This window comes from Rhizobium sp. SG2393, assembly GCF_042610495.1.
Taxonomy (GTDB): domain Bacteria; phylum Pseudomonadota; class Alphaproteobacteria; order Rhizobiales; family Rhizobiaceae; genus RU20A.
This window is the reverse complement of sequence record NZ_JBHGAP010000001.1, coordinates 751,909-766,825: the sequence shown is the minus strand read 5'-3', so window position 1 is coordinate 766,825 and position 14,917 is coordinate 751,909. Positions and strand designations below refer to the sequence as shown.

General features: G+C 64.8%; 14 protein-coding genes. 12 read left to right on the top strand and 2 right to left on the bottom strand.

From position 1 onward, the window contains the following. Positions 1-34: 34 nt before the first annotated feature. From ACED18_RS03645 to ACED18_RS03625, 5 genes are all read left to right on the top strand, one after another. The gene (locus tag ACED18_RS03645; protein ID WP_377289095.1) at positions 35-289 is read left to right on the top strand and encodes a GlsB/YeaQ/YmgE family stress response membrane protein; all 255 of its coding nucleotides are present in this window, start codon (positions 35-37) and stop codon (positions 287-289) included. A gap of 128 nt (positions 290-417) precedes the next feature. Beyond that, entirely contained in the window at positions 418-1,389 is a 972-nt protein-coding gene (gene lipA, locus ACED18_RS03640) for a lipoyl synthase (RefSeq protein WP_377289093.1), read from the top strand. A 34-nt stretch (positions 1,390-1,423) separates the two neighbouring features. Then, positions 1,424-1,978: an AAA family ATPase gene (locus tag ACED18_RS03635; protein ID WP_377289091.1), complete on the top strand. Its 555-nt coding sequence runs from the start codon at positions 1,424-1,426 to the stop codon at positions 1,976-1,978. Between the two features lie 55 nt (positions 1,979-2,033). Continuing rightward, positions 2,034-2,651, top strand: coding sequence for a hypothetical protein (locus tag ACED18_RS03630; protein ID WP_377289089.1), 618 nt, complete (start codon positions 2,034-2,036; stop codon positions 2,649-2,651). 108 nt (positions 2,652-2,759) lie between these two features. After that, a complete protein-coding gene (locus ACED18_RS03625; RefSeq protein WP_377289087.1) occupies positions 2,760-3,212 on the top strand; it encodes a type II toxin-antitoxin system RatA family toxin in 453 nt (150 codons plus the stop codon). 10 nt (positions 3,213-3,222) lie between these two features. On the opposite strand, the gene ACED18_RS03620 is transcribed toward ACED18_RS03625, so the two are convergent. Then, positions 3,223-3,726, bottom strand: a complete 504-nt coding sequence (locus tag ACED18_RS03620; protein WP_377289085.1) for a CinA family protein — start codon at positions 3,724-3,726, stop codon at positions 3,223-3,225. Beyond that, entirely contained in the window at positions 3,723-4,967 is a 1,245-nt protein-coding gene (locus ACED18_RS03615; protein WP_377289083.1) for a bifunctional 2-C-methyl-D-erythritol 4-phosphate cytidylyltransferase/2-C-methyl-D-erythritol 2,4-cyclodiphosphate synthase, read from the bottom strand. The genes ACED18_RS03620 and ACED18_RS03615 overlap by 4 nt, the downstream gene beginning before the upstream one ends. Positions 4,968-5,142: 175 nt before the next feature. Here ACED18_RS03615 and dusB point away from each other — a divergent pair, with 175 nt between their 5' ends. From dusB to hfq, 7 genes are all read left to right on the top strand, one after another. Next, positions 5,143-6,168 carry a tRNA dihydrouridine synthase DusB gene (gene dusB, locus ACED18_RS03610; protein ID WP_377289081.1) on the top strand — a complete coding sequence of 342 codons (1,026 nt, stop codon included), beginning with the start codon at positions 5,143-5,145 and terminating at the stop codon, positions 6,166-6,168. Beyond that, the gene (locus ACED18_RS03605; protein WP_377289079.1) at positions 6,165-7,319 is read left to right on the top strand and encodes a nitrogen regulation protein NR(II); all 1,155 of its coding nucleotides are present in this window, start codon (positions 6,165-6,167) and stop codon (positions 7,317-7,319) included. The genes dusB and ACED18_RS03605 overlap by 4 nt, the downstream gene beginning before the upstream one ends. Next, positions 7,319-8,773 (top strand): nitrogen regulation protein NR(I), encoded by a 1,455-nt coding sequence (gene ntrC, locus ACED18_RS03600; RefSeq protein WP_377289077.1) that lies wholly within the window; start codon positions 7,319-7,321, stop codon positions 8,771-8,773. Before ACED18_RS03605 ends, ntrC begins: the two co-directional genes overlap by 1 nt. A gap of 628 nt (positions 8,774-9,401) precedes the next feature. After that, positions 9,402-11,693, top strand: a complete 2,292-nt coding sequence (locus tag ACED18_RS03595; protein WP_377289075.1) for an ATP-binding protein — start codon at positions 9,402-9,404, stop codon at positions 11,691-11,693. After that, positions 11,683-13,047: a sigma-54-dependent transcriptional regulator gene (locus ACED18_RS03590; protein ID WP_377289073.1), complete on the top strand. Its 1,365-nt coding sequence runs from the start codon at positions 11,683-11,685 to the stop codon at positions 13,045-13,047. Before ACED18_RS03595 ends, ACED18_RS03590 begins: the two co-directional genes overlap by 11 nt. A 49-nt stretch (positions 13,048-13,096) precedes the next feature. Next, positions 13,097-14,473: a Trk system potassium transporter TrkA gene (gene trkA / locus ACED18_RS03585; protein WP_377289071.1), complete on the top strand. Its 1,377-nt coding sequence runs from the start codon at positions 13,097-13,099 to the stop codon at positions 14,471-14,473. 196 nt (positions 14,474-14,669) lie between these two features. Further along, positions 14,670-14,912, top strand: a complete 243-nt coding sequence (hfq, locus tag ACED18_RS03580; protein WP_149737191.1) for an RNA chaperone Hfq — start codon at positions 14,670-14,672, stop codon at positions 14,910-14,912. Positions 14,913-14,917: the final 5 nt, after the last annotated feature.

Genomic DNA, 14,917 nt, shown 5'->3' with positions numbered 1-14,917 from the left:
AAGCGGCAATGCATGAACCCACAGGAGATTTGCAATGGACCTGAACGGCGTCGGATTGATCGGTGCAATCGTGGTCGGCGGTATCGCCGGCTGGCTGGCCGAGCAGTTCATGAGAAGCAATATGGGCCTTCTCATGAATATCGTACTCGGCATCATCGGCGCGGCCGCGCTGAACTTCGTGCTGAGCCTTGCCGGTGTCTACACCGGCACCGGGCTTCTGGTTTACCTGGTCGTCGGCTTCATCGGCGCCTGCATCCTCATCGCCATCGCACGAGCCGTCAGGCGATAGGACGCATCTTAAAAAAACCAGCACATCGCGTCAGGCCGGGTCGAAAGACACGGCCTGACTTTTTGTTTCAGGCCGTCTATATAAGGCAGGTTGCCGGCGTGACCGGCGAGACGGGATCCTTAAGACAGATGGTTACACTCTTCGATGCAGTCGCCGGCCGAGAGGCCCGTCCCCGCCACCCCGAAAAGGCGCACCGCCCGGATACGGAAGTGGCCCGCAAGCCGGACTGGATCCGCGTCAAGGCCCCGAATTCGCCCGGCTACATGGAGACGCGCCAACTCGTGCGTTCCCATAAGCTTGTGACGGTCTGCGAGGAAGCGGGCTGCCCGAATATCGGCGAGTGCTGGGAAAAGAAGCACGCGACCTTCATGATCATGGGCGAGATCTGTACGCGCGCCTGTGCCTTCTGCAATGTCGCGACCGGCAAGCCGAACGCGCTCGACATGGAGGAGCCGGAAAACGTCGCCAAGGCCGTCAGGCAGATGGGCCTTTCGCACGTCGTCATCACTTCCGTCGACCGTGACGACCTCGCCGATGGCGGCGCCGAGCATTTCGAGAAGGTGATCTTCGCGATCCGCGCCGCTTCGCCCACCACCACCATCGAGATCCTGACCCCGGACTTCCTGAAGAAGCCCGGCGCGCTGGAACGTGTCGTCGCCGCCAAGCCCGATGTCTTCAACCACAATATGGAAACCGTGCCCGGCAATTACCTGACGGTCCGTCCCGGCGCGCGCTACTTCCACTCCGTGCGCCTCCTGCAGCGCGTCAAGGAGCTCGACCCGACCATGTTCACCAAGTCGGGCATCATGGTGGGGCTCGGCGAGGAGCGCAACGAAGTGCTCCAGCTGATGGACGACCTGCGCACGGCGGATGTCGATTTCCTCACGATCGGCCAGTATCTGCAGCCGACCCGCAAGCACCATAAGGTCGAGGCCTTCATCACGCCGGACGAGTTCAAGTCCTACGAGACCGTCGCCTATTCCAAGGGCTTCCTGATGGTCTCCTCCAGCCCGCTCACCCGCTCTTCCCACCATGCCGGCGACGATTTCGCCCGGCTGAAGGCGGCGCGGGAGAAGAAGGTGACGGAAGCGGTCGCGTAAGGGCCGCATCCGCCAAGGCCGGGGGACGGCAGCTATGGCCAACGTCGTGACGATTGAAGAGGCGGTCCTTTGTCTTCGCAAGGCCCGTCGGATTGTCGTGATCGGCTCATCCGGCGGCGGCAAATCTACTCTGTCGCGCGCCATTGCGGAGCGTTTTGCGCTGCCGCTTCAGTCTCTTGACCGCGATGTGCGCTGGCTGCCCGGCTGGGTGGAGCGCGACCGGGCTGAGCAGCGCGCGCTGACGGTGCGTCTCGCGGCCGAGAAGCGGTGGGTCATGGATGGCACCGGCTCGTCGAGCTTCGACATTCGCCTGCCGCGAACGGATCTCATCCTCTGGGTTCGCCTGCCAAGATTGCACTGTTTCGTCGGTCTGGCGCGGCGGGTTCTCCGCTACCGGGGAACGGTCCGGCCGGATATGGCGCCGGGTTGCCCCGAACCATGGCCGGACAAGGATTTCCTGTCCTATATCTGGAACTTCGAACGCAAATACGCCCCCATCATCGTTGATCAGATCGACCGCCACGGACCGACGATCCCGGTCTGCCTGTTGCGATCCCGTCGGGCGATGCGACGGCTTCTCGAAGGGTAGGGGGCGACACCCTGCCCGGGCAACGTGTGCTGGTGGTCAGATAGGGAGTGCCGGCATGATCATCATCATCGAAGGCATCAGCGCCGCCGGCAAGACGACATGGTGCCGCCGGCATGCAGGTCATTGCCTTGTTCCTGAGAGTTATCCGGCTGATCGCAAGTCCCAACCGGAAACCGGGCGCGCGACGGCGCAATACTGGACCGACTGGAACGCCAAGCGTTGGGGAGATGCGCTGACGATGGAGGCGGATCGCGAGATTGCCGTCTGCGACACGGACCCGATGAAGCTGCATTTCAACTGGTCACTGTGTCAGATCGGCCTGCACCCGCCGAGCCAGTGGGCGTTCCAGCGCGATGCGACGCGTGAGGCGATGCGCGCCGGAAAACTGGGCTTCGGCGATGCCTATTTCGTCAAGGTCATCGATCCCGATGTGGCCCGCCGGCAACGCGATGGCGACACGACGCGTAGGCGGGATCGCTTTGACCTGCATGTGCGTCTTCAGCCGACGCTCGTCCGCTGGTACAAGACCCTGGACGGGCTTCTACCCGGCCACGTTCACTGGGGGCTGCCGGAAACGGGGCTGCCGAACCATAGCGTTCGGAAAAACGCTCACCGGTACAATCTCGACCTGTTCGACATGTTCACCGCGCGTCTCGATGCGCCTGTCGTCTGAGCCGTTCGTCGTTGCATGCCGCGCGAATGTGCGAAAACCGGGTTGGCGGCATGCCCGCGTCCTTCAGCCATCTTGCCAAGTGCCATCGGCGGGACTAACTGCCAAGACATGCCCAAGTTCGAGACCCGCCGCCCCGTTCCCCATTCGCCCGTGCAGATGTTCGATCTCGTTGCCGATGTCGAGCGTTACCCGGAATTCCTGCCGCTGTGCGAGGCGCTGTCGGTGCGCACGCGCAAGGAGCGGGATGGCAAGGAGCTGCTGATTGCGGATATGACCATCGGATACAAGGCGATCCGCGAGACCTTTACCACGCAGGTTCTGCTGAACCGGCCGGAGCTTGCGATCGACGTGAAGTATGTCGATGGACCGTTCCGCTATCTCGACAATCGCTGGCGCTTCGAGCCGGCCGGCGAGGGGGCCTGTTCGGTGCATTTCTTCATCGACTACGAGTTCAAGAACATGCTGCTCGGCGCCATGATGGGGACGATGTTCGAGCGCGCCTTTCGGCTGTTTTCCGAGGCCTTCGAGAAGCGGGCGGACGCGATCTACGGCGCGGCCTGATCGTCTCCCGTCATGTCGTGAACGCTACGTCTCGCAGCATCTCCAGCGCGGTGCTGAGCGTGGCGAGCCGCACGCCGGTCCGCCCGAGGTCGCCATAGCGCATTTCGCGGTGGAGCCGCGCGCCGCCCTTGGTGCCGGCGGCGATGTGCACCAGCCCGACCGGCTTTTCCGGCGAGCCGCCGCCCGGACCCGCAATGCCGGTGACGGCGACGGCGACATCGGCGCGGGAGTTTTTCAGCGCGCCTGCTACCATCTCCAGCGCGGTCTCCTGCGATACGGCCCCGACGCGGGCGAGCGTGTCGGCGGAGACGCCGAGCAGGTCCATCTTCGCCTCGTTGGAATAGGTGACGAAGCCGCGATCGACCACGGCGGAGGAGCCGGAAATCTCCGTCAGCGCGCCTGCGATCAGCCCGCCCGTGCAGCTTTCCGCCGTCGCCGCCATCAGGCCGGCGGCCTTGAGGCTGGCGATGAGGTCGGCGGCTGTCGCCTCGATATCCCCGGGCCAGAGCGTCATGCGGCACTCCCGGGATAGACGACGGTGGCGGTTGCGATGGCACAGATGCCTTCGCGCCGGCCCACGAAGCCGATCGTCTCGTTGGTGGTCGCCTTGATCGAGCAGCGGTCGAGGCTGATGCCGAGGAAGGCCGCGAGGTTTTGGCGCATGGCAAGGCGATGCGGGCCGACCTTCGGCGCTTCCGCGACGATGGAAATGTCCGCATTGGTGATGATGCCGCCGCGCGCACGCACGATTTCGGCGGCGCGTTCGAGGAAGATGCGCGAGGCGGCACCCTTCCATTGCGGGTCCGATGGCGGGAAGTGATCGCCGATGTCGCCGGCGCCGCAGGTGGCGAGCAGCGCGTCCGTCAGCGCATGCAGCGCGACATCGGCGTCGGAATGGCCTGATAGCTTGCGGTCATGCGGAATGAATGCGCCGCAGAGCGTCACGCCGTCGCCGTCCACCAGCTGGTGCACGTCGTAGCCATTGCCGGTGCGCACATCGGGCACGAATGCCGGCTGGGCGCGGGCGGAAAGCGTTTCGTCGGCCAAGGCGATATCCCTCTGCAAGGTCAGTTTCACATTGTCGGTGCTGCCCTCCACCAGATGCACGGCAAGACCGTGCCATTCGGCGATCGAGGCATCGTCGGTAAAGTCGTGGCGGCCGCTTTCGCCGGCGGCATGATGGGCGGCGATGATGTCGGCGAGCGCGAAACACTGCGGCGTCTGGGCGCCGTAAAGGCCGGCACGCGGCACGGTTTCCAGGACGAGGCCATCGGCATCGGCGCGCTTGATGGTCTCGGCGATCGGAAGGGCGGGCAGCACGGCCGCCTTGCCGGCGAGAAGCGCGTTCCGGCAGCGGTCGAGAAGCGTGGCGTCGATGAAGGGCCGAACGGCATCCTGGATGAAGGCGTGGCTGACGCCGGTCGCCGCCAGCGCTTCGAGACCGGCGCGCACCGATGCCTGCCGCGTCGCGCCGCCATGGATGACGCCGAGCCGCTCGCGGGCAGCCGTGTCGAGGCCGGCAAGCGCCGTTTCGAGGAGGGTCGTGTCGTCGGGGTGGATGGCGATGATGATGGCTGCCGTCTCCGGCCAGGCGAGAATCACGTCCAGCGTGCGGCGGATGACGGGCACGCCGCCGATGCGGCGATATTGCTTCGGCCCCTCGACAGACTGGCCGGCCCGCTCGCCGCGGCCTGCGGCGACCACCACGAAGCCGATGCTGGGCGTGGCCCAATTTAGAAAAACTTCATCTTTCATGGCGCTTTGAGGCTTCCTGTTTGCCGGCCGGCGTGGTTTATCGCGCCCGGACGCGCAAGGCCAGAAGCGGCCGGAGGTCGCCGACCGAAATTTGTGCGTTGCCTCATAAAAGAGCTTGGCAAGCGCCGGCGTCTCTGTCTAAAAATAATGCACGAACGCGGCGTGCCTGAAAGATATGCATTTGCTGAGTCCCACTCTATCATCTTCCTTCGAGATCGGCGAGATCGTCGTGCGCAACCGCGTCGTTCTGGCACCGATGTCCGGTGTCACCGACGTGCCGTTCCGGCGGCTGGCCTGGGCGCATGGGGCCGGCCTCGTGGTGACGGAGATGGTGGCGAGCCGGGAACTGGTCGGCAAGGCGCGCGAATCCTGGCTGCGCATGGAGAATGCCGGCGGCCGGCCGCATATGGTGCAGCTCGCCGGCCGCGAGGCGGACTGGATGGCGGAGGCCGCGAAGGTCTGCGAGGCCAACGGCGCAGATATCGTCGATATCAACATGGGCTGTCCGGCCAAGAAGGTGATCGGCGGCTATTCCGGCTCGGCGCTGATGCGCGATCCCGATCATGCGCTCTCCCTCATCGAGGCCACCGTCAAGGCGGTGAAGATCCCCGTGACGGTGAAGATGCGGCTCGGCTGGGACGATAAGTCGATCAACGCGCCGCTGATCGCCAGGCGCGCCGAGGAGGCGGGCGTTGCCATGGTGACCGTCCATGGCCGCACCCGCATGCAGTTCTACACCGGCCGCGCCGATTGGGACGCGATCCGCGCCGTGCGCGATGTGCTCACCATCCCGCTCGTCGCGAACGGCGATATCGACAGCCGCGCCGATGCCGAGGAGATCCTGCGCCGCTCCGGTGCGGATGCCGTGATGATCGGTCGTGCCGCGCAGGGCCGCCCCTGGCATCCCGGCGTCGTCGCCGGCTTAGCCACCGAGCCGGACCGGGCGGGCATCGCTTCGATCTTTTCCAGCCATTACCGTGGCATGATGGATTTCTACGGCGAGAAGGGTGGCGTTCGCCATGCGCGCAAGCATGTCGGCTGGTATCTCGATCGCCACGCGCCCGGCCTCGCACCGGCCGAGAAGAGCGCGATCATGACCTCGGACGCTCCGGCCGAGGTCTTGGCGCGCGTGAGCGAAGCAATTCTCTCCGCAGGCGAACGGGCGCGCGCGGCGACGGGCGAAGGGGATATGGCCGCATGAGCACGAAACGTCCGCTGCCCGAGGGGATCAAGGATCAGCACGCCCTGCCGCTCGCGGTTCTCAACGCCATCCAGAACCCGGTGATCATGGTCAACGAGACCGGCCATGTGGTCTTTGCGAACTGGGAGGCGGAATCCTTCTTCGGCGCCAGCGCCAACTATCTGGCCCGCCACGAAATCCGCGCCTTCATTCCCTTCGGCAGCCCGCTTCTGACGCTGATCGACCAGGTGCGCGAGCGTCTGGCGCCCGTCAACGAATACCGCGTCGATCTCTCCTCGCCGCGGCTCGGCGCCGACAAGCTGGTGGATCTCTATGTCGCGCCCGTGCTCGGCGCGCCGGGCTGCGTGGTCGTCGTCTTCCAGGAACGCTCGATGGCCGACAAGATCGACCGTCAGCTGACCCATCGCGGGGCGGCGCGCTCGGTTACCGGCCTTGCCTCGATGCTGGCGCACGAGATCAAGAACCCGCTGTCGGGCATTCGCGGCGCCGCACAGCTGCTCGAAACCTCCGTCACCGACGAGGACCGGGCGCTGACCCGGCTCATCTGCGACGAAACGGACCGCATTGTGTCGCTGGTCGACCGGATGGAAGTCTTCTCCGACGAGCGGCCGGTGGATCGCGTTGCGCTGAACATCCACTCCGTGCTCGATCATGTGAAGGCGATCGCGAAAGCCGGCTTTGCGCGCGACATCAAGATCACCGAGAATTACGATCCCTCCCTGCCGCCGGTCTTTGCCAACCGCGACCAGCTCGTGCAGGTCTTCCTTAATCTCGTGAAGAATGCGTCGGAGGCCATCGGCGACAAGCCGGATGGCGAGATCCTGCTGACGACCGCCTACCGCCCCGGCATCCGGCTTTCGGTGGCCGGCACGCGGGAAAAGGTCTCGCTGCCCTTGGAGTTCTGCGTGCATGACAACGGTCCGGGCGTGCCGTCCGATCTCTTGCCGCATCTCTTCGATCCCTTCATCACCACCAAGACCAACGGCTCGGGTCTCGGCCTTGCGCTGGTCGCCAAGATCATCGGCGGCCATGGCGGCATTGTCGAATGCGACAGCCAGGGCCACCGCACCACCTTCCGCGTTCTCATGCCGGCTTCCAAGGGGCTGACGGCCCCCGAAGACGGACCCATTCCGACAAAGGGCACATCCTGATGACTGGCGCCACGATCCTCGTTGCTGACGACGACGCAGCCATCCGCACCGTTTTGAACCAGGCGCTGTCGCGCGCCGGCTACGAGGTGCGCATCACCTCGAACGCCGCCACGCTCTGGCGCTGGATCGCCGCCGGCGACGGCGATCTCGTCGTCACCGATGTCGTCATGCCCGACGAGAACGCCTTCGACCTCCTGCCGCGCATCAAGAAGGCGCGGCCCGATCTGCCGGTGCTCGTGATGAGCGCCCAGAACACCTTCATGACCGCCATCAAGGCGTCTGAGAAGGGCGCTTACGACTACCTGCCCAAGCCCTTCGACCTGACCGAGCTCATCGCCATCATCGGCCGGGCGCTGGCCGAGCCGAAGCGCCGGCCGGTGAAGCTCGACGACGACAGCCAGGACGGCATGCCGCTCGTCGGCCGCTCCGCCGCCATGCAGGAAATCTACCGCGTGCTGGCGCGTCTCATGCAGACCGACCTGACGCTGATGATCACCGGCGAGAGCGGCACCGGCAAGGAGCTGGTGGCGCGCGCGCTGCATGATTACGGCAAGCGCCGCAACGGGCCTTTCGTCGCCATCAACATGGCTGCGATCCCGCGCGATCTCATCGAGTCCGAACTCTTCGGCCACGAGAAGGGCGCCTTCACCGGCGCGCAGCAGCGCTCCACCGGCCGTTTCGAGCAGGCCGAAGGCGGCACGCTCTTCCTCGATGAAATCGGCGACATGCCGATGGATGCGCAGACGCGCCTGCTGCGCGTTCTCCAGCAGGGCGAGTATACGACGGTTGGCGGCCGCACGCCGATCCGCTCCGATGTGCGCATCGTCGCGGCCACCAACAAGGACCTGAAGCAGTCGATCAATCAGGGCCTGTTCCGCGAAGACCTCTACTATCGCCTCAACGTCGTGCCGCTGCGCCTGCCGCCCTTGCGCGACCGTGCCGAAGACATCCCCGATCTCGTGCGCCATTTCGTGCAGATGGCGGAAAAGGAAGGGCTCGACGTCAAGCGGTTCGACCAGGAAGCGCTCGACCTCATGAAGACGCATCCCTGGCCGGGCAATGTGCGTGAGCTGGAAAACCTCGTGCGGCGGCTGACCGCGCTCTACCCGCAGGATGTCATCACCCGCGAGATCATCGAGGCGGAGCTGCGCGCCGACATTCCCGACAGCCCGATCGAGAAGGCCTCCTCGCGCTCCGGCGCGCTGACGATCTCGCAGGCGGTGGAAGAGAACATGCGCCAGTATTTCGCCAGCTTCGGCGACAGCCTGCCGCCGCCCGGCCTCTACGATCGTGTGCTGGCGGAGATGGAATATCCGCTGATTCTCGCCGCACTCACCGCGACGCGCGGCAACCAGATCAAGGCGGCCGACCTGCTCGGCCTCAACCGCAACACGCTGCGCAAGAAGATTCGCGAACTTGGCGTCTCCGTCTACCGCTCCTCGCGCGGCGCGTGAGGGGTGCGGGCGGAAGACGGAGGATGACGTGAGGCGTTGGCGCCTTCCTGTCCGTCATCCCGGCCCCAAGCCGGCACTGGTAACGACGCATCTGATTTCCTGGTTCCGTCACGCCGACCAACCGTCTTGCGGCAAGGGTCGTGAAAGCCGTGTGTTTCGAGGCGACAATCTTTATGTCGTCATTGTCGGGCTTGACCCGAGGATCCATTTTTCAAGCGTTTACGGGCGGGGCGGTGGATCCCGGCTCGTTGGCCGAGGATGACGTAGAGGGCGGGTTCGACCTTATCGAAACGGTTTGCGGAAGGGGCCTTCGACCTTGGATGGCAGATGGCACGGCTGATAAATCATTGCATCACCCGGCAACCTTTCCCCCGCGCTTGACTTGCCCCCGCGAAGCGTTGCATTTTCGCCACATTGGCTTGGTTGATGCGATCAACGAGGTTCGCAGCCGCGGCCGCCTCTCGCGTGCTTCCTGCAGACGTCCGGATCTGCTGTCGCGTCGGTTTCGGCGCGCGGGTGGTTCAGGTGTCGGCGCAAGGTGGCACGAGGGGCATCAGGCCCGGACGCGGCAGAGAGACGACGCCGGACGCGGAATGCGCCCGGCACGGCAGGGGAAGGTGCATGATCGATGGCTGACGGCATGGCGATGCCATCGGGAGCCGCAGGCGGGACGGAGATGGTCACCGACCGGCGGTCGTCCTTCGCCTTGCCGGGGCTCCTGCTGGCGACGGGCGCGCTGATCTGCGCCATCGTTTCGCTGCCCATCCTGCTCGGCTTGACGCCGATCCGGCCGGAGCCGAACGTCGTCATCGCCTGCGCGGCGATCAACGCGGTCTTCGTCGTCGGCCTCATCTTCCTCATCGCCCGCGAAATCACCCGGCTTCTGAAGGCGCGCTCGCGCGGCCGTGCTGCGGCGCGCCTGCATGTGCGCATCGTGGCGCTGTTTTCCATCGTCGCGATCACGCCGGCGATCCTCGTGGCGATCTTTGCTTCCATCACGCTCGATGTCGGCCTCGACCGCTGGTTCTCGATCCGAACCCAGGCGATCGTGAAGTCCTCGCTCAACGTCGCCAAGGCCTATGTGCTGGAAAATGCGAGCTATCTCCAGGGGCAGACGGCGTCCATGGCGAGCGATCTCGACCGCAACCGCCAGCTCTACAGCCTCGATCGCACCGGCTTCGTGGACCTGATGACGCGGCAGGCGCGCGGGCGCGGCATGCTCGGCGCCTTCCTGGTGCGTGGCGATGGCAGCGCCATTCTCCAGGCCAATATCCCGACCGACCGGCCGCTGCCGGCCATCCCGACCGATGCGCTGAAAAGCACGGTGGCCGGCCAGCCGACGCTGATCCCGCCCGGCATCACCAATCTCGTCGGCGCGGTCATTCCGCTCTCCAACATTGCTGGCACCTATCTCTACACGGTGCGCACCGTCGATCCGGAAGTGATGGATTCGATGCGGCTGATGGAGGAGAACACGGCCGAATACCAGTCGCTGCAGGCCGGGCGCACCTCGCTTCAGCTCGCCTTCGGCGTCCTCTATATCGGTTTTGCGCTGATCGTGCTGCTTGCGTCCATCTGGACGGCGATCGCGGTCGCCGACCGGATCGTGCGGCCGATCCGGCTGCTGATCAGCGCTGCCGATGCTGTCGCGTCGGGCAATCTCGGCGTCGTGGTTCCCGTGCGCGCCGTGGATGGCGACGTGGCGAGCCTTTCCAGCACCTTCAACAAGATGATTGCGGAAATCCGGACCCAGCGCGACCAGTTGATGGAAGCGAAGGACGAGATGGACGACCGCCGCCGCTTCATCGAGGCGGTGCTGTCGGGGGTGACCGCCGCCGTCATCGGCGTCGAGGAAGACCGCCGCATCTCGATCGCCAATCCCTCGACGGAGGCGTTTCTGGCCAAGAACGCGCTCGACATCGTCGGCGAGCGTCTGGCGGATATCGCACCCGAGATCGACGCGGTGCTGACGGAAGCCGCCGCCCGCCATCGTCCCGAGCACCGCCAGCAGATCAACATCATGCGCGGCGGCAAGGAGCGGACGCTCAACGTGCAGGTGACGCGCGAAGAGGCGCATGACGGCAAGGACAGCCACGTCATCACCATCGACGACATCACCGACCTCGTGATCGCCCAGCGCTCCACCGCCTGGGCCGACGTGGCGCGGCGCATCGCCCACGAAATCAAGAACCCGCTGACCCCGATCCAGCTGTCGGCCGAACGCCTGAAGCGCCGTTATGGCCGGCAGATCGACGAGAGCGATCGCGCCGTCTTCGACCAGTGTACCGACACGATCGTCCGGCAGGTCGAGGATATCGGCCGCATGGTGGACGAGTTCTCCGCCTTTGCCCGCATGCCGAAGCCCTCCAAGGAGGCGGCCGACCTGCGCGACATCCTCAAGGACGCCGTCTTCCTGCGCGAGATGGGCAGCAGCGAGATCACCTTCTTGCGCGATTTCGGCGATGAGCCGCTGATCGGCGCCTTCGATGCCCGCATGCTGGGGCAGGCGTTCGGCAACATCGTCAAGAATGCGGTGGAGGCGATCGAGGCGCTGCCGCCGGAGGCCGTGCGCGACGAGCGCAAGGTTTTCGTCCGGGCGCGTGCCAACGATACCGGCACGGGCTTCGTGGTCGACGTGATCGACAACGGCAAGGGCCTGCCCACAGAAAACCGCCACCGCATTCTCGAACCCTACATGACGATGCGCGAAAAGGGCACCGGGCTCGGCCTCGCCATCGTCAAGAAGATCATCGAGGACCATGGCGGCCATCTTGAACTGCATGACGCGCCGCCCGATTTCGATGGCGGGGTCGGCGCCATGATCCGCATCGTCCTGCCCAGCGTCTCGTCCGAGACGGCCGACGCCGGCCCGATGAGCAACAAGACCGTGAATGATAAGGAAAAGACCAATGGCGGCTGACATTCTGGTGGTGGACGACGAGGCGGATATCCGCGACATCGTTTCCGGCATTCTCTCCGACGAGGGACACGAGACGCGCACCGCCCATGACAGCGACAGTGCGCTCGCGGCCATCAACGACCGCCTGCCGCGCCTGGTCTTCCTCGACATCTGGATGCAGGGCAGCAAGCTCGACGGTCTGGCGCTGCTGGACGAGATCAAGACGCGCCATCCCGACCTTCCCGTCGTGATGATCTCCGGCCATGGCAATATCGAGACCGCGGTCTCGGCCATACGGCGCGGCGCCTATGATTTCATCGAAAAGCCGTTCAAGGCCGATCGCCTGATCCTGATCGCCGAGCGCGCGCTGGAGACCTCGAAGCTGAAGCGCGAAGTCTCCGAGCTCAAGAAGCGCTCCGGGGATCCGGTGGAGCTGATCGGCACCTCCGTCGCCGTCTCGCAGCTGCGCCAGACCATCGAGCGCGTCGCGCCCACCAACAGCCGCGTGATGATCAACGGCCCGTCCGGTTCCGGCAAGGAGCTGGTGGCGCGCATGATCCACCGCAAGTCGTCGCGCGCCACGGGTCCCTTCGTCGTGCTGAATGCCGCCGCGATCACGCCGGAGCGCATGGAAATGGCGCTCTTCGGCACCGAGGGCACGACCGGCCAGCCGCGCAAGACCGGTGCGCTGGAAGAGGCCCATGGCGGCATCCTCTATCTCGACGAGGTCGGCGACATGCCGCGCGACACGCAGAACAAGATCCTGCGCGTGCTGGTCGACCAGCAGTTCGAGCGCGTCGGCGGGTCGAAGCGGGTGAAGGTCGATGTCCGCATCATCTCGTCCACCGCCTACAATCTCGAAAGCCTGATCGCCGAGGGTGCGTTTCGCGAAGACCTCTACCATCGTCTCGCGGTGATTCCGGTGCGCGTGCCGGCGCTTGCCGAGCGCCGCGAGGACATTCCCTTCCTCGTTGACATGTTCATGCGGCAGATCTGCGAGCAGGCCGGCATTCGGGCCCGCAAGATCGGCGAGGATGCGCTGGCCGTGCTCCAGGCCCATGGCTGGCCGGGCAATATCCGCCAGCTGCGCAACAATATCGAGCGGCTGATGATTCTTGCCCGCAGCGACGGCCCGGATACGCCGATCAGCGCCGACATGCTGCCGAGCGAAGTCGGCGATACGCTGCCGAAGATCTCCGTGCAGGGCGACCAGCACATCATGACGCTGCCGCTGCGCGAAGCCCGCGAAATGTTCGAGCGCGACTATCTCATCGCCCAGATCAACCGCTTCGGCGGCAATATCTCGCGCACGGCGGAGTTCGTCGGCATGGAGCGCTCGGCGCTGCATCGCAAGCTGAAGTCGCTCGGGGTCTGATCCCCGGGCGCGCCTTGTCCTTTCGCCCTCCCGATACCGGAATGGTCTCATGAAAGTCATCATCTGCGGCGCCGGACAGGTCGGTTACGGGATCGCCGAGCGCCTGTCGCAGGAAGACAACGATGTCGGCGTCATCGATACCTCCGCCAGCCTGATCGCCAAGATGACCGACACGCTCGACGTGCGCGGCGTGATCGGCCATGGCGCGCATCCGGATGTTCTGGCGCGCGCCGGCGCGGATCAGGCGGACATGATCATCGCCGTCACCCTCTATGACGAGATCAACATGGTGGCCTGCCAGGTCGCCCATTCGCTCTTCAACGTGCCGACCAAGATCGCCCGCATCCGCGCCCAGAACTATCTGAAGCCGGAATATCTCGACCTCTTCTCGCGCGACAACATGCCGATCGACGTGACGATCTCGCCCGAGATCGAGGTGGGCAAGATGGTGCTGCGCCGCATCGCCTTTCCGGGCGCGACGGATGTCGTGCGCTTTGCCGACGACCATATCGCCATGGTCGCGATCGAGTGCATGGAGGACTGCCCGGTGGTGGATACGCCGCTGCGCCAGCTTTCCGAACTCTTCCCGGATCTCATGGCCACCGTGGTCGGCATTTCGCGCGGCGGCACGCTCATCATTCCCCAGTCGGGCGATCATCTGCTGAATGGCGACCTTGCCTATGTCGTCTGCCAGCGCGACCACATTCGCCGCACGCTCTCGCTCTTCGGCCATGAGGAGCAGGAGGCGGGCAGCATCATCATTCTCGGCGGCGGCAATATCGGCTTCTACGTCGCGCAGATGATCGAGAAGCACCAGCCGAAGACGCGGCTGAAGATCGTCGAGGCGAACCGCGAACGGGCGCTTCAGATTGCCGACGAGCTGCGCTCCACCGTCGTCCTCAACGGCTCGGGCCTCGACCAGAAGCTTTTGCAGCGCGCCGACATTGCGGATGCCGATCTCGTGGTGTCGCTGACCAACAACGACCAGATCAACATTCTGGGGTCGATGATGGCCAAGCGTCTCGGCGCCAAGGCGAGCCTTGTTCTCATCAACGATCCCGCCTATCATGACTTTGCCGACGATGCCGGCATCGACGCGACCATCAACCCGCGTGCCGTGACCATCTCCCGCATTCTCCAGCAGATGCGCAAGGGCCGCATCCGCGCCGTCTATTCCGTGCAGCAGGGCCATGCGGAGGTGATCGAGGCCGAGGCGCTCGATACATCGCCGCTGGTCGGCCAGTGCCTGCGCGACCTCGATCTTCCCGACGGCATCCGCATCGGCGCGCTCTATCGCGATGGCAAGGTGATCCGTCCCGATGGCGAGACGCGTATTCGCACCAAGGACCGGGTGGTGCTTTTCGCCAGTCAGGACGCGGTGCGCCACGTCGAACAGCTCTTCCGGGTCAGCATCCAGTATTTCTGAGCGTCATTGCCCCATTTTTTGTGCGGCAGCCTTGCCACGATGCGTCTTTCGTTGATGGTTTTGGACGTTGCGGAAGGTGGATCGATTTGATACCAAAATCGATGGAGAGGCGGGGGGAATCTTGTCTGCCCTCATTCCATGTGTTTAGTGATGACCATACCGGCTGCCAGTCGGACAATAAGAAAGAAGCGGCGCCATGGCGGAACGTTCTCAGAACCTGCAGGATCTTTTTCTTAACACGGTTCGCAAACAGAAGATTTCCCTGACAATTTTTCTCATCAACGGCGTGAAGCTGACGGGGGTCGTCACGTCATTCGATAATTTCTGCGTGCTGCTGCGCCGTGACGGCCACTCCCAGCTCGTCTACAAGCACGCCATCTCGACCATCATGCCGGGTCAGCCGATGCAGATGTTCGAGAGCGAAGACAGCGCATCCTGACGGTC

Bases quoted from the DNA above. Each gene is read 5' to 3' on its own strand.
- ACED18_RS03645 (WP_377289095.1), top strand. From the start codon at position 35: ATGGACCTGAACGGCGTCGGATTGATCGGTGCAATCGTGGTCGGCGGT.
- lipA (WP_377289093.1), top strand. From the start codon at position 418: ATGGTTACACTCTTCGATGCAGTCGCCGGCCGAGAGGCCCGTCCCCGC.
- ACED18_RS03635 (WP_377289091.1), top strand. From the start codon at position 1,424: ATGGCCAACGTCGTGACGATTGAAGAGGCGGTCCTTTGTCTTCGCAAG.
- ACED18_RS03630 (WP_377289089.1), top strand. From the start codon at position 2,034: ATGATCATCATCATCGAAGGCATCAGCGCCGCCGGCAAGACGACATGG.
- ACED18_RS03625 (WP_377289087.1), top strand. From the start codon at position 2,760: ATGCCCAAGTTCGAGACCCGCCGCCCCGTTCCCCATTCGCCCGTGCAG.
- ACED18_RS03620 (WP_377289085.1), bottom strand. From the start codon at position 3,726: ATGACGCTCTGGCCCGGGGATATCGAGGCGACAGCCGCCGACCTCATC.
- ACED18_RS03615 (WP_377289083.1), bottom strand. From the start codon at position 4,967: ATGAAAGATGAAGTTTTTCTAAATTGGGCCACGCCCAGCATCGGCTTC.
- dusB (WP_377289081.1), top strand. From the start codon at position 5,143: ATGCATTTGCTGAGTCCCACTCTATCATCTTCCTTCGAGATCGGCGAG.
- ACED18_RS03605 (WP_377289079.1), top strand. From the start codon at position 6,165: ATGAGCACGAAACGTCCGCTGCCCGAGGGGATCAAGGATCAGCACGCC.
- ntrC (WP_377289077.1), top strand. From the start codon at position 7,319: ATGACTGGCGCCACGATCCTCGTTGCTGACGACGACGCAGCCATCCGC.
- ACED18_RS03595 (WP_377289075.1), top strand. From the start codon at position 9,402: ATGGCTGACGGCATGGCGATGCCATCGGGAGCCGCAGGCGGGACGGAG.
- ACED18_RS03590 (WP_377289073.1), top strand. From the start codon at position 11,683: ATGGCGGCTGACATTCTGGTGGTGGACGACGAGGCGGATATCCGCGAC.
- trkA (WP_377289071.1), top strand. From the start codon at position 13,097: ATGAAAGTCATCATCTGCGGCGCCGGACAGGTCGGTTACGGGATCGCC.
- hfq (WP_149737191.1), top strand. From the start codon at position 14,670: ATGGCGGAACGTTCTCAGAACCTGCAGGATCTTTTTCTTAACACGGTT.